The organism is Tyzzerella sp. An114, from assembly GCF_002161055.1.
GTDB classification, from domain to species: domain Bacteria; phylum Bacillota; class Clostridia; order Lachnospirales; family Anaerotignaceae; genus Fimicola; species Fimicola cottocaccae.
Genome location: NZ_NFLT01000014.1, coordinates 1 through 14,055, shown reverse-complemented (window position 1 = coordinate 14,055; position 14,055 = coordinate 1). Strand labels below are relative to the sequence as shown.

At 32.1% G+C, this 14,055-nt stretch carries 11 protein-coding genes and 2 tRNA genes; 6 read left to right on the top strand and 7 right to left on the bottom strand.

The annotated features are described in order from the left end of the window. Positions 1-9: 9 nt before the first annotated feature. Positions 10-1,182, bottom strand: coding sequence for an NAD(P)-dependent malic enzyme (locus B5E58_RS10605; protein WP_088109638.1), 1,173 nt, complete (start codon positions 1,180-1,182; stop codon positions 10-12). A gap of 170 nt (positions 1,183-1,352) precedes the next feature. Here B5E58_RS10605 and B5E58_RS10600 point away from each other — a divergent pair, with 170 nt between their 5' ends. From B5E58_RS10600 to rny, 4 genes are all read left to right on the top strand, one after another. Beyond that, positions 1,353-3,212 carry a TIGR03960 family B12-binding radical SAM protein gene (locus B5E58_RS10600; RefSeq protein ID WP_088109637.1) on the top strand — a complete coding sequence of 620 codons (1,860 nt, stop codon included), beginning with the start codon at positions 1,353-1,355 and terminating at the stop codon, positions 3,210-3,212. Between the two features lie 39 nt (positions 3,213-3,251). Continuing rightward, positions 3,252-4,004, top strand: coding sequence for a TIGR03936 family radical SAM-associated protein (locus tag B5E58_RS10595; protein ID WP_088109636.1), 753 nt, complete (start codon positions 3,252-3,254; stop codon positions 4,002-4,004). Continuing rightward, positions 4,001-5,446, top strand: coding sequence for an Rne/Rng family ribonuclease (locus B5E58_RS10590; RefSeq protein WP_088109635.1), 1,446 nt, complete (start codon positions 4,001-4,003; stop codon positions 5,444-5,446). The genes B5E58_RS10595 and B5E58_RS10590 overlap by 4 nt, the downstream gene beginning before the upstream one ends. A 207-nt stretch (positions 5,447-5,653) precedes the next feature. Beyond that, a complete protein-coding gene (rny, locus tag B5E58_RS10585) occupies positions 5,654-7,174 on the top strand; it encodes a ribonuclease Y (RefSeq protein ID WP_443080074.1) in 1,521 nt (506 codons plus the stop codon). A 47-nt stretch (positions 7,175-7,221) separates the two neighbouring features. Here rny and B5E58_RS10580 read toward each other — a convergent pair whose 3' ends face one another. From B5E58_RS10580 to pepT, 6 genes are all read right to left on the bottom strand, one after another. After that, positions 7,222-8,109, bottom strand: a complete 888-nt coding sequence (locus tag B5E58_RS10580; RefSeq protein ID WP_088109633.1) for an anti-sigma-V factor rsiV — start codon at positions 8,107-8,109, stop codon at positions 7,222-7,224. Continuing rightward, entirely contained in the window at positions 8,109-8,585 is a 477-nt protein-coding gene (locus B5E58_RS10575; RefSeq protein ID WP_242956657.1) for an RNA polymerase sigma factor, read from the bottom strand. The genes B5E58_RS10580 and B5E58_RS10575 overlap by 1 nt, the downstream gene beginning before the upstream one ends. 145 nt (positions 8,586-8,730) lie before the next feature. After that, the gene (xerD, locus tag B5E58_RS10570; RefSeq protein WP_088109631.1) at positions 8,731-9,615 is read right to left on the bottom strand and encodes a site-specific tyrosine recombinase XerD; all 885 of its coding nucleotides are present in this window, start codon (positions 9,613-9,615) and stop codon (positions 8,731-8,733) included. A 164-nt stretch (positions 9,616-9,779) separates the two neighbouring features. Then, complete coding sequence (locus tag B5E58_RS10565) at positions 9,780-10,445, bottom strand: stage II sporulation protein M (protein ID WP_088109630.1); 666 nt, start codon at positions 10,443-10,445, stop codon at positions 9,780-9,782. A gap of 57 nt (positions 10,446-10,502) precedes the next feature. Beyond that, positions 10,503-11,729 (bottom strand): tyrosine--tRNA ligase, encoded by a 1,227-nt coding sequence (gene tyrS, locus B5E58_RS10560; protein WP_088109629.1) that lies wholly within the window; start codon positions 11,727-11,729, stop codon positions 10,503-10,505. A 355-nt stretch (positions 11,730-12,084) separates the two neighbouring features. Then, positions 12,085-13,305: a peptidase T gene (pepT, locus tag B5E58_RS10555; RefSeq protein WP_088109628.1), complete on the bottom strand. Its 1,221-nt coding sequence runs from the start codon at positions 13,303-13,305 to the stop codon at positions 12,085-12,087. A 388-nt stretch (positions 13,306-13,693) separates the two neighbouring features. Between pepT and B5E58_RS10550 the strand changes: the two genes are divergently transcribed. Both B5E58_RS10550 and B5E58_RS10545 read left to right on the top strand, forming a co-directional pair. Further along, a tRNA-Ser gene (locus B5E58_RS10550) sits at positions 13,694-13,782 on the top strand. Between the two features lie 20 nt (positions 13,783-13,802). After that, positions 13,803-13,894 (top strand) — tRNA-Ser (locus B5E58_RS10545). Positions 13,895-14,055 lie beyond the last annotated feature (161 nt).

The window sequence follows — 14,055 nt, the reverse complement described above, 5'->3', positions numbered from 1 at the left end:
ATTATTGTGTTAAAGTCTTGCTAAACCCAATTCTTTTGCTTTTTCAGAAACTGCCTTTGCTATTGCAGGGCATACTCTCTTGTCGAAAGGAGAAGGTATAACATAGTCTTCTTTAAGTTCATCTTCTGATATAAGGTCTGCTATGGCGAAAGCAGCTGCTATGTTCATATCTTCTGTAATGTCCTTAGCACGCACATCAAGGGCACCTCTAAATATTCCAGGGAATGCAAGAACGTTGTTAATCTGGTTAGGGAAATCACTTCTTCCTGAACAAGCAACTCTTGCTCCTGCCTTTTTAGCTTCATCAGGATATATTTCAGGTACAGGGTTTGCCATTGCAAATACAATTGGGTCTTTTGCCATTTCTTGTATCATTTCCGCTTTTAAAAGTTTTGGTCCTGATACACCTATAAATACGTCTGCTCCCTTCAAAACGTCTGCAAGTTTACCACTTTTTCTTTCAGGATTTGTTATATGTGAAAGTTCTGTGAAAGCAGGATTTTCGTATGTGTTATCAGCTGTTATAGCTCCATCTTTATCGCAGAGTATAAGATTTTTTACTCCAGCTTTTAAGAGAAGTTTTCCAATAGCTGTTCCAGCACTTCCAGCACCATTTATTACAACTTTTGATGTCTCAAGACTTTTACCTACAAGTCTAAGGGCATTTTTAAGTCCTGCAAGAACAACAACAGCTGTACCATGCTGGTCATCATGGAATACAGGTATATCACATACTTCTTTGAGTTTTTTCTCAATCTCAAAACATCTTGGAGCTGAAATATCTTCAAGATTTATTCCACCAAAACTTCCAGCAAAAAGACTTATTGCCTTTACAATCTCATCTGTATCTTTTGAACGTACACAGAGAGGAATTGCGTCAACATCTCCAAATTCTTTGAATAAGGCACATTTTCCTTCCATAACAGGCATACCAGCTTCAGGTCCAATGTCACCTAAACCTAAAACAGCTGTACCGTCTGTTATTACTGCTACTGTGTTCCATCTTCTTGTAAGCTCAAAGGAGAGATTTGGTTCTTTCTGAATTGCTAAACAAGGCTGGGCAACTCCCGGTGTGTATGCCACTGAAAGTTCATCAGCGTTTGTAACTTTTGCTCTGCATTTGATTTCTATTTTGCCTTTCCATTCTCTGTGAGCTTGTAATGCTCTTTCTTTAATATCCATTTTTTACACCTTCTTTAGTAAAATTATGTTAATAATTTTATATTTTTAAATAACTTATGTCAATAATATTAGAAAATATGAGTATTTAACTCAAAATGATGAAATTGTATTGATTTTGAGTTATTATATAAACTAGGTAACTATGCAATAAATAAATTTTGGAGGAAAATATGAAAAAAAATATGATACCTGACAGTATACTTATGCAAGTGGAAAAACCTGCTAGATATACTGGAAATGAAATAAATATGGTCGTTAAAGACCCTAAAAAAGTTGATGTTCGTTTTGGTTTTTGTTTCCCTGACGTTTATGAAGTGGGAATGAGTCACCTTGGACTTCAAATTTTATACTTTTTCTTAAACAGACGTGAGGACACTTATTGTGAACGTGTTTTTGCTCCTTGGATTGACCTTGAAAAAATTATGAGAGAAAAAAATATACCTCTTTTCTCCCTTGAAACTCAGGAAAGTATCAAAAATTTTGATTTTTTAGGTTTCACATTACAGTATGAAATGAGTTATACAAATATATTTAATATGCTTGACCTTGGTGGTATACCTATATTCTCAAAGGATAGAAGTGAAGATGACCCTATAATTGTATGTGGTGGTTCTTGTGCTTACAATCCAGAGCCTTTGGCTGAAATGGTTGATTTCTTCTATATGGGTGAGGGTGAAGTTTTATATGACCAAATTATAGAAATGTATAAAGAAAATAAGAAAAACGGTGGAACAAAGGCTGATTTCCTTGAAAGTCTCCTTGACCTTGAAGGCATATATGTTCCTAAATACTATGATGTTGAGTATAAAGAAAATGGAGAGATAAAATCATTTACTCCAAATCACCCAAAAGCAAGAAAAATAATAAGAAAAGTTATAGTTACTGACATGGATAATGTTTTCTATCCTGAAAAACAGCTTGTGCCTCTTATTGAAGTTGTCCATGACAGGGTTACTCTTGAACTTTTCAGAGGTTGTATAAGAGGTTGCCGTTTCTGTCAGGCTGGCTTTGTTTATAGACCTGTTAGACAGAAAAAACCTGATGTTCTTATGGGACAGGCTAAAAATCTTGTGGCGGCTTCTGGTCATGAGGAGATTTCTCTTATATCTTTAAGTACAAGCGATTATACTTGTTTCCCAGAGCTTGCTAATGGTCTTTTAGATGAGTTTAAGGATAAAGCTGTAAATCTTTCATTACCTTCTTTGAGAATTGACGCTTTCTCCCTTGACCTTATGCAGAAAATACAAGAAGTTAGAAAAAGTTCTCTTACATTTGCTCCTGAAGCGGGAAGTCAGAGACTTAGAGATGTTATAAATAAAAATCTTACTGAGGAAGATATATTAAAAGGCTGTGAACTTGCTTTCTCTGGTGGTTGGAATAGAGTTAAACTCTACTTTATGATTGGTTTACCAACAGAAACAGAGGAGGACTTATTGGGTATTGCTAAACTTTCTGAAAAGATTGTTGATAAATACTATGAACAGCCTAAGGAAAAGAGAAATAGACCTGTAAATGTTGTTGCAAGTAGTTCTTGTTTCGTTCCAAAACCTTTCACTCCTTTCCAGTGGGACGCTCAGAACACATATCAAGAGTTTGGAGAAAAAGCAAAACTTGTAAAAAATGCAGTCACAAGAAAACAGCTTAAATATCAGTACCATGAGACAAAATTATCAAGTCTTGAAGGTGTTCTTGCAAGAGGTGATAGAAAAGTTGGTCGTGCTGTTTATAGAGCTTGGCAGCTTGGCTGTACTTTTGATGGTTGGTCAGATATGTTTGACTATGATAAATGGGTTCAGGCCTTTGATGAGACAGGTGTGGACATGGCTTTCTATGCTAACAGAAAGAGAAGCTTTGACGAAATACTTCCTTGGGACCATATTTCTGTTGGTGTTTCAAAACATTTCCTTATGAATGAAAGACTTAAGGCTGAAAGAGCAGAGACAACTCCTAACTGTCGTCAGGATTGTTCAAACTGTGGTGCTAAATGCTTTAAAACAGGTATATGTTTTGATGAGAGAGAAAATTATTAATTTGTTAATATATTAATATTGCTGAAAGGTAGATAAAATATGAAAAAAGACATTGTTTATGGCGGCGGAGCTTTTACTCCGCCAAAAGAACGTATTATATATAGAGTTAAATTTACTAAAGGTGAGGAAGTAAAATATATAGGTCATCTTGATGTTATGCGTATTTTTCAGAGAGCTATAAAAAGAGCTGAACTTCCTATTGCCTACTCACAGGGATTTAATCCTCATCAGCTTTTATCCTTTGCTAGTCCTTTAACTCTTGGAACAACAAGCTGTGGAGAGTATGGTGATTTTGAATTTAGAGAGAAAGTTGATACAGAGGATATTAAAAACAGATTTAATGAGGTTTTGCCTTTTGGTGTGAAAGTTGTTGATGTTGTTTTACTTAAAAATGGAACTGAAAAGGCTATGGCTAGTATTGCCGCTGCAACTTATGAAGCTGTACTTGATGATAGAGTGACTCCTAAAATGATAGAAGAAAATCTTTCAGGATATTTGGCTCAAAATGAAATTATGGTTATGAAAAAAACAAAAAATAATTTCAAAGAAACAAATATACGTGAGGATATTTTTGAGATTAAAAATATTTCTGATGAAAACACACCTAAACTTTTTATGTTTTTGGCAGCAGGAAGTAAAAGAAATCTTAAACCTGAAAATGTTGTTGATGGATTTTATAAATATATTGGATTTGAATTTAATAAGTTTGATATAAGATATAAAAGAGTTGAGATGTTTAGAGAAGAAAATGGGAAATATATGGGACTTTCTGAGGGTGTCGGTGTATTATGAAAAGAATACTTATAGACTCCTTTGGAGGTCAAAAGAGAATTGCCCTTACAGAAAATGGAGAACTTTTGGAGCTTATATTTGATAATGGAAAAGAGGACTCTATTGCGGGCAATATATATTGCGGAAAGATAGAGTCCGTTGTTCCCGGTATGCAGGCAGCCTTTGTTGATATAGGTAGAGATAAAAACGCTTATATGTATTATGGCAAAGAGAGAGCGGAGAATGACGAAAATAATACACGAAAAAACCGCCCTAAAGCTGGAACAGATGTTATTGTAAAAGTTGAAAAAGACGGAGTAGGCACAAAAGGTGCTGTTGTAACTGAAAAAATATCTTATACAGGAAAATTTGTTGTCATACTTCCCGATGAAAATAATATAGGTATATCAAAAAAGATAGTTTCTAAAGAAGAAAGACAGAGAATAAAATCAATTATAGAAAAAATATTACCTGAAAATTATGGTATTATTGTCAGAACAGAAGGTGAAGGAAAAAGCCTTGAGGAGTATGAAAAAGAAATAAATAGTCTTTTGGAAAAAAGCCGTTTTGTGGAGGAAAAGGGTAAATATATAAAAGCTCCTGCTCTTATATTGAAAGATGCTGGAACTGCTTTCGGTATAATAAGAGAACTTTTTTCTGATGACATAGATGAACTTGTTGTCAATGACAGAGAATATTATAATGAGCTTTTAGAATATGGGAAAGAATATGAAGGTATAAAAGAAAAATTGAAATTTTATGACAGTAATATTCCTCTTTTTGAGGAATATTTTATTGAGAGTAAAGTGGAAAAGGCTTTACAAAAAAAAGTTTGGCTTAAAAGTGGAGGATTTCTTATTATAGAGGAGACTGAAGCCTGTGTTGTCATAGATGTTAATACAGGAAAATTTACAGGCAGTAAAAATTTTCAAAAAACAATAATGAAAACTAATATTGAAGCCTGTTATGAAGTGGCAAAACAGATACGATTAAGAAATCTTTCAGGAATGATAATAGTTGATTTTATTGATATAAAAGATAATGAAGATAAAATTATTTTGAGAAAAACTCTTGAAAGTGCTTTGTCTAAAGATAGAATAAAAACTGTTGTTGTTGGAATGACTGAACTTTGTCTTATGCAGATTACAAGAAAAAAAGTAAGACCACCTTTGTCCCATTCTGTAATGTATAAGTGTAAAGAATGTAATGGAACTGGTATGGTTTATTCTGTGGAATGGACTATAAATGCTATGAGAAGGGAAGTTATTAAAATTTTTAATAGCACTGTTTTTGATAGTGTAACCATAAAATGTGATGAAAAACTTTTTTTAACCTTTAAAGGTAAAAATGATAATATTCTCAATTATATTGAAAAAACCACAGGAAAGAAAGTTTATTTTATTGAAGATAGAGATAAAAAATTCTGTGAGTATGAAATTTTAAATGGAAAGTGTTTAATGTGATAAATTAATACAAAAAATATAAAATTTTATATTTAATTGTGCAATATGCACATGAAACTGTAATTATAGATAGGCATTTTAAATGTATCTTGACATAATTATTAAAAAGATTTAAAATTAAAAGAGTGCTTTTTGCATTAAAATTTGCTCTAAATGAGTATTAAAAAATAAATTTCAGGGGGTGTTTTTATAGAACCGATAACTATAATTACAGGTATTATCGGAGTAATTCTTGGCGCTTTAGTGGGCTTTAACTATAGAAAACGCATTGCAGAGGCAAAAATCGGCGTGGCCGAAGAGAGAGCGGAAAGAATAGTTGAGGATGCAAAAAAAGATGCAGAAGCTAAAAAGAAGGAAATTCTTCTTGAGGCAAAAGAAGAAAGCATAAAAGTTAAGAATGAAATGGAAAAAGAAGTTCGTGACAGAAGAAATGAACAGCAAAGAACAGAAAGACGTCTTATTCAGAAAGAGGAAACTCTTGATAGAAAAGCTGATGCTTATGAGAAAAAAGAAGAACAGCTTAACAAACGTCTTGAAGAACTTGAAAAACAGAAAGAGGAGATTAATGCTCTTCACGAAGAACAGATAAAAGAACTTGAAAGAATAAGTGGTCTTACAAGAGAGGAAGCTAAAAACTATATTCTCGCCACTGTTGAAAATGATGTGAAACATGAGGCTACTCTCATGATTAAAGAAATTGAGTCAAAAGCTAAACTTGAGGCAGATAGACGCTCAAGAGAGATTGTTGCAAATGCAATACAGAAATGTGCTGTTGACCATGTTGCTGAGACAACAGTTTCTGTTGTACAGCTTCCAAATGACGAGATGAAAGGCCGTATTATCGGACGTGAGGGAAGAAATATACGTGCCCTTGAAACTCTTACAGGGATTGACCTTATTATAGATGATACTCCTGAAGCTGTTATACTTTCAGGATTTGACCCTATAAGAAGAGAGATTGCAAGAATTGCCCTTGAAAAACTTATTGTTGACGGGCGTGTTCATCCTTCAAGAATTGAAGAGATGGTTGAAAAAGCTAAAAAAGAAGTTGAAGTTATTATTAGAGACGAGGGAGAGGCTGCTACATTTGATACAGGTGTAAATGGACTTCACCCTGAACTTGTAAAACTTCTTGGTAAACTCAAATACAGAACAAGCTATGGTCAGAATGTACTTAAACATTCTATGGAGGTTGCTCACCTTACAGGTCTTATGGCTGCTGAACTTGGTGTTGATGTTAATATCGCTAAGAGAGCAGGTCTTTTACATGATATTGGTAAGAGTGTTGACCATGAAATGGAAGGTTCTCATGTCAGCATAGGTGTTGACCTTTGTCGTAAATACAAAGAGTCTCCTCTTGTTATAAATGCTGTTGAGGCTCACCATGGTGATGTTGACCCTGAAAGTATTATAGCTATACTTGTTCAGGCTGCTGATGCTATTTCAGCTGCAAGACCAGGAGCTAGACGTGAAACTCTTGAGTCATATATAAAGAGACTTCAGAAACTTGAAGAAATTGCCGATAATTTCAAAGGTGTTGAAAAATCTTTTGCAATACAGGCTGGTCGTGAACTTAGAATTATAATTGTACCGGAAGATGTTAATGATGAAGGTATGACACTTCTTGCAAGAGATATAGCTAAGAAAATTGAAGATGAGCTTGAGTATCCAGGACAGATTAAAGTTAATCTTATTAGAGAGACAAGAGCTGTTGAATACGCAAAGTAAATTTTTTTAATATTAAAGGGAGAAGACTTAAGTCTTCTCCCTTATTTTTATTTCAATATATCTTTTACTACATCATTAGGTATTACAAATTCAGGTGAACCTGTTGCTCCCGGTGCTATTTCATATTTGTCGAAACATATTACAATGTTTCCGTCATCATTTATAAAGAATTTTTGGTCTTTTGATATTTCTTTGAAAAGTAGCTGTGTTTCATCTTGGAAATCATTAAAATAAATATCATATTCATTTTCATCATTTTGTCTTTTCATTTCTTCTTTTATATAATTACTTATAGGTGTTACATAGTCAGCACCTTCTTTGAAAAGACTTTCAAGAGTTATAAGTTCACCAGTTTTTTTGTTTATTGTATAGAAATTGTGTATTGTTGATGATGAACCTACTGCATTAAATATATATGTGTCTAGAACAAGTATATCTTCATTGTCTGTTCTTATGGTGTAGTTGCTTTCAACACCCATATGAACATCTTCGTCTGGAAAATCTTCTCTAAGTTTTTTTGCATCAGCTTCAAAGGCTGCAATTATAGTGTTAGCATTTTCTTTAAATTCTTCATTTAATTTGTTTTCAAGGTCTTTGTTTAAAAGTCCTTCTATCTGTGGTGTTACAACATTTGCCTCTATACCATTGTCATTAAATGTATATCTGTTGAATGTAAGTACACGAACAACACCTGACATTCCTGGTATATTTGAAATAGACTCTGCAAAGGCTGGATTTACATTTAAAACTCCGCAGAATGTGACTGTAACAGCAAAACAAGCTGCAACTGCTGTTTTAATTGGTTTAAAATGTTTTATTTGCTTTTTTGACTGCTTTTTTCTATCTTCCTCAAATATTTTTTCAATGTTTTTTCTCAGTGTTTCGGGGGCTTTTATTTCTGAATATTCTTTTTTTAATTTATCTATATTATTCATTAATCTTCCTCCATTTCTGTTTTAAGTATCTTTAAACCTCGGTATAGCCTGCTTTTTACAGTGCTTAGGTTTTCTCCAGTTACTTTCGATATTTCTTCTAGTGTCATATCTTCAAAGTATCTCAGTATTATTACTATTTTGTATTTTTCATCAAGTTTTTCTATAAATTCATTTAATGTTATATGGGAATAGTCATCAAATGTTTTTTCGTATATATCAGTGTCCTTTGAGTCTATATATATTATTTTTTGTTCACTTCTTATACGACTTATAGCGGTATTTATTATTATTCTGTAAAACCAGGTTTTAAGAAATTCTTTGTTTTTAAGTGTATCTATGGCGGAAAGTGCTTTTATTACACTTTCACTTACAACATCTTCCGCCGCTTGGCTATTTTTTGTATAGCTGTAAGCGAAACGATAAGCATTATCAAGATTTTCAGTTATAAATTTTTCTAGCAGCTGCCTGTTGCTCATAATAATCCCCTTTCTCTTTTGTTTTTGAATTCAATTATTAGACTCTTTGAAACCGTTAAAAAGTTTAATTATTTTTAAAAAAATAAAAAACGGCACGAAAAATATTTAATCGTACCGTTTTTTACGAATTTTATGATTTTAATTTTTATGCCCTTGGGTGAGCTTTTAAATATATATCTTTAAGTTTGGTTTTATTTATTTTTGTGTAAATTTGAGTTGTTGATATATCAGAATGACCAAGCATTTCTTGTACAGACTGAAGTGGTGCACCATTTTCTATTAAGTGGGCTGCAAATGAATGTCTCAACATATGTGGAGTTATATCTTCTGTAATTCCAGCTTTCATTGCATAAAATTTTATTATTTTCCAAAATCCCTGACGTGTCATAGGTTTTCCGCTGCAATTTACAAAAAGATAATCTTCATCAGTATTTTTAATCATATTATCTCTTGAAAGATTTATATAATTTTCAATGGATTTTATTGCTGCCTTTCCAAGAGGTATTATTCTTTCTTTTTCGTTGTGTGAACATTTTATATATTCAAGAGAAAGATTTATATCTGTTTTCTTTAATGTTATAAGTTCTGAAACACGTATTCCTGTTGCATAAAGAAGTTCAAGCATTGCTTTATCTCTAAGGCTTTTATTATCATTTCCAGAAGGTTGTTCCAAAAGTAATTCTACTTTTTCTGTTGAAAGTATTTCCGGAATTTTCTTTTCAACCTTTGGAGCTTCAAGTTCCATAGCAGGATTTGAATTTAAAATTTCTTTTTTATTTAGATACTGAAAAAAACTTCTTAAAGATGCTATGTTACGTGATATTGTAGAGCTTGCCCTCTGCTCTTTCTGAAGCTCATATATATATGCTAGTATATTTGTTTTGGTTACATTTTTTATGTTGTTTATACCGCACATTTTCATATAACTGAAAAAATTTTTTAAATCACGTTTATATGACATAATAGTATTTTCAGATGAGTTTTTATAAAGTTTTAAATACTCTGAAAATTCAGAAAGATATTCTTCCATAGGGGTTTTTCTCCTTTATGTAGACTTTAGTAAACAAAAATATTATAGAATTTTTTTTAGTAAAAGTCGACATGTTTTGTTCAAAAAAATTAAATTCTGCTTTTTAGACAGTTTTCCCTAAAATAAAAATATTTTTTGTATAAATATACTATATAAACTAATGCTTAAAATAGTAACGGTATGATATAAAATTCAAATATTGATGATATGAAACACATGATTATACATACAGAAAGTATAATAAAATATTCAGTATATATTTTATGTTTTTCACGTCTAAGGTTCATTTTTCCAACAGGTTTTGAAAGTCCTTTCATAACCATTTGAAAAGAAAAAAATGACACAAGCATAATTGATGTAAATGTAAATATATTTGGAATTATTGAAAGGGCAGAGTATAATATACCTTTATTGCCTAAGAACTGTATTACTTTTGATGATATGTTCCCCTTTGAAAATGCCCAAAATATTGTTATTGCTCCGTTAAATCCCCAACCACATTCAAAAAAACCACATATCCACAGTGCTATTATGTATTTTATATTTTTAGTAAAAATTGATATAATATATAAATTTTCTGAATTATATAATGCAGGTGCATATTTTATAAGTATTTCATCTGTTGTATCTGTTTTTACACCATATATTGAACCTATAAAACTTCCTAGAAATATAATAAATGATATTACTGATATTAGTATTTTATCATTTTTTGAAATTATACTTGTGTTGTTTTGAGCCCTTTTATTATATCTTTGGGGTGGTTTAAACTGTTTTTTTATGGGTTTTATCTTTATGGGTAATAAATTTTTTAAAGCTGTATTTTTCATAAAAAAACCTCCTTTATACTAAAATATTAAAGGAGGTTTTTTTTATTCATTGTTTTATTATGAAAGTTTTACTTTGTGGAAACTCTTTTTACCTTTTTGTACAAGTATTTCACCATCTTTGAAGTCATCAGCTGTTATCTTTCTTTCTATTGTATCAACTTTTACTTCATTAACTTTTATACCGCCTTGCTGAACAAGTCTTCTTCCTTCTGCTCTTGATGGTGCAAGTTTTACTGTTGTAAGAAGTGTAAGTATATCCATTCCCTCTGCAAAGTCTGAAGCAGGAAGTTCTGTTGTAGGTATTGAACCACCATTAGCACCACCAGCAAAAAGCGCTCTTGCTGCTGTCTGTGCTTTTATAGCTTCTTCTTCGTTATGAACAATCTTTGTAAGTTCAAAAGCAAGTATTTCTTTTGCTTTGTTTATTTCACTTCCCTCAAGGGCGCTTAATCTTCTTACTTCGTCCATTGGAAGGAATGTTAAAAGAGCAAGACATTTTGGAACGTCTTTGTCACCAATATTTCTCCAGTACTGGTAGAATTCGTATGGTGATGTCTTTTCTGGGTCAAGCCATACAGCTCCTTTTTCTGTTTTACCCATTTTTTTACCTTCACTATTTGTGAGAAGTTTAAATGTCATACCGTAAGCTGGTTTGTTTTCACGTCTTCTTATAAGGTCAACACCAGCAATAATATTTGACCACTGGTCATTTCCTCCAAGCTGCATTACACAGTTGTATTTTTTGTTTAATTCAAGAAAGTCATTTGCCTGCATGAGCATATAATTAAATTCTAAGAATGAAAGACCTTTTTCCATTCTTGTTTTAAAACATTCTGCTGTGAGCATACGATTTACAGAGAAATGTACACCTATTTCACGAAGGAAATCAATGTAATTAAGGTTTCTTATCCAGTCTGCATTGTTTACAATGAGAGCTTTTCCGTCAGAGAAATCTATAAAGTGTGACATCTGTTTTTTGAAACATTCAACATTATGGTCTATTGTTTCAGTTGTCATCATTTTTCTCATGTCTGTTTTTCCAGTAGGGTCTCCAATCATACCTGTACCACCACCCATAAGAGCGATAGGTCTGTGTCCTGCTCTCTGCATATGAGCCATAGCCATTATTGTGAGGAAATGTCCTACATGAAGACTGTCAGCAGTAGGGTCGAAACCAATATAAAATGTTATTTTTTCTTTTTCAAAAAGCTCTTTTATTTCTTCTTCATGTGTAAGCTGTTCAATAAATCCTCTTTCTTTAAGTACATCAAATGCACTTGCCATAAATAATCTCTCCTTTTTGTAATTGATTTTGGCGGAATAAAAAAGGTCTTTCGTCCTAATAAAGGACGAAAGACCGTGGTACCACCTTAATTCGTATTTAATCTAATATAAATACATCTCTATACCGAAGTAACGCTCGGAAAACGTCGCACCTTTGTAAAATAAAAAATATTAAAATACTCTTGTGCGAAGCTCATGAGGCGTAATTTACAGATGTTGTGCTATATTTCTTTCACCAACCGAAATACTCTCTGATATTGTAACCAAACCTGCCCATAAACTCAATCACTGCTTGTTCCTTTATGGAATTTGAGACTATACTATCATAGCAAAATTTTAAAGTCAAGAAAATATTTTATATAATATTTTCCTCCGCTACAATTCTACATATCTCAACTATTACATCAACAGCTTTTTCCATTGATGACACAGGTATAAATTCAAAAGGTCCATGGAAGTTATGACCTCCAGCAAATATATTAGGACATGGAAGCCCCATAAATGAAAGTCTTGCTCCGTCTGTTCCTCCTCTTATAGGACGGATATTTGGTGTAATATCTTTGTTTTCCATAGCTTTTTTAGCTATATCAACAATATACATTTTATCATCAAACTGTGAAATCATGTTTTCATACTCGTCATATATCTCAAAAGCACATACATTTCCATATTTTTCATTGATTGATTTGATTACAGATGATGCAAAAAGTTTTCTTTCTTCAAGAGAGTTTTTGTCAAAGTCTCTTATTATATATGACAGATTGCATTTTGAAACTGAACCTTTTATAGAACAAAGGTGGAAAAATCCACTGTATCCCTCTGTTCTTGAAGGTGTTTCAGATGGTGGGAATGATGATATTATTTCAGCTCCTATAAGAGAAGCGTTTATCATTGTGTTTTTTGCATATCCTGGATGAACACTTTTTCCTGTTATCTCTATATTAAGTCTTGAAGCATTAAAATTTTCATATTCAAGCTCCCCAATTTCTCCACCGTCAAAAGTATATGCAAAATCTGCACCGAATTTTTTTACATCAAAATAGTCTACGCCTTTTCCTATTTCTTCATCAGGAGTGAAAGCTATTTTTATTTTTCCATGTGGTGTATCATTTTTTACAATATAATCAATAGCAGATAGTATTTCAGCAATACCAGCTTTATCATCTGCACCTAAAAGAGTTGTACCATCAGATGATATTATTGTTTTTCCTTTATATTTTAAAAGAGATGGAAATTCAGTAGGGGAGAGTATTATTCCATTTAAAACTATATCTTTACCATTATAGTTTTCTGTTATTATTGGATTTATATTTTTACCTGAACATTCTGGGCTTGTATCCATATGAGCAATAAATCCTACTGTTGGGCATTCTTTTTCTGTGTTTGATGGTATCTCTGCTGTAACATAACCATATTTGTCTATTTCTATATTTGATGCGCCAAAAGTTTTTAATTTATCTGCAAGAATTTTTCCAAACTGAAGCTGTGTTTCTGTACTTGGATATGATTTGGATAATTCATCTGAAGTTGTATCATACTTTATTATATCTAAGAATATATCTTTTACATTATACATATTATTTACCTCCTTAAATGGTTTCAATAATAAGTATATCATATTTGAAAAATACTAAAACAAAAATAAAATAAAAAAATTGAAAAAAAGTGTTGACATAGTAAAAATGCTGTGATATTATATACAAGCTGTCACGAACGACAGAGATAAACAAGTTAAAGTCAAGTAAATTAAAAATAAAAAATTAAAAAAGTACTTGACAAGTTAAAATGTTTATGATAAGATAAACAAGCTGTTACGAAAAACAGCAAAAAGGTTTTTGATAGTACAAAATTCGATTGAAAAAAATAATTAAAAAAATCGAAAAAAGTACTTGACAAACTAAAAAAGATAATATATAATAACAAATGTTCGCAGCAAAAAATGCGAAAACAAAAAAACTTAATATGGAGAGGTGTCCGAGTGGTTTAAGGAGCCGGTCTTGAAAACCGGTGACTCCGAAAGGGGCCGTGGGTTCGAATCCCACCCTCTCCGCCATTTAAAACAGAGACCATTGTGGAGAAATACCCAAGTGGTTGAAGGGGCTCCCCTGGAAAGGGAGTAGGTCGTTAATAGCGGCGCGTGGGTTCAAATCCCACTTTCTCCGCCATTCTACTTAGGGTAACAACAATGAATTTCTGTTAATTTTTTGAAATTGGTCTTTGAAAACTAAACAGTTGAATAACACATACAACCCAAGTCAATTAAAATTGATGATGAAATCATCAAGTAATTTTGGAAAAAAAGTCAGAATAATTCTGGCAGAATTAA

What these genes read in the sequence shown, in the direction of transcription:
- B5E58_RS10605 (WP_088109638.1), bottom strand. Translation starts at nt 1,182, where the DNA reads ATGGATATTAAAGAAAGAGCATTACAAGCTCACAGAGAATGGAAAGGC.
- B5E58_RS10600 (WP_088109637.1), top strand. Translation starts at nt 1,353, where the DNA reads ATGAAAAAAAATATGATACCTGACAGTATACTTATGCAAGTGGAAAAA.
- B5E58_RS10595 (WP_088109636.1), top strand. Translation starts at nt 3,252, where the DNA reads ATGAAAAAAGACATTGTTTATGGCGGCGGAGCTTTTACTCCGCCAAAA.
- B5E58_RS10590 (WP_088109635.1), top strand. Translation starts at nt 4,001, where the DNA reads ATGAAAAGAATACTTATAGACTCCTTTGGAGGTCAAAAGAGAATTGCC.
- B5E58_RS10580 (WP_088109633.1), bottom strand. Translation starts at nt 8,109, where the DNA reads ATGAATAATATAGATAAATTAAAAAAAGAATATTCAGAAATAAAAGCC.
- B5E58_RS10575 (WP_242956657.1), bottom strand. Translation starts at nt 8,585, where the DNA reads ATGAGCAACAGGCAGCTGCTAGAAAAATTTATAACTGAAAATCTTGAT.
- xerD (WP_088109631.1), bottom strand. Translation starts at nt 9,615, where the DNA reads ATGGAAGAATATCTTTCTGAATTTTCAGAGTATTTAAAACTTTATAAA.
- B5E58_RS10565 (WP_088109630.1), bottom strand. Translation starts at nt 10,445, where the DNA reads ATGAAAAATACAGCTTTAAAAAATTTATTACCCATAAAGATAAAACCC.
- tyrS (WP_088109629.1), bottom strand. Translation starts at nt 11,729, where the DNA reads ATGGCAAGTGCATTTGATGTACTTAAAGAAAGAGGATTTATTGAACAG.
- pepT (WP_088109628.1), bottom strand. Translation starts at nt 13,305, where the DNA reads ATGTATAATGTAAAAGATATATTCTTAGATATAATAAAGTATGATACA.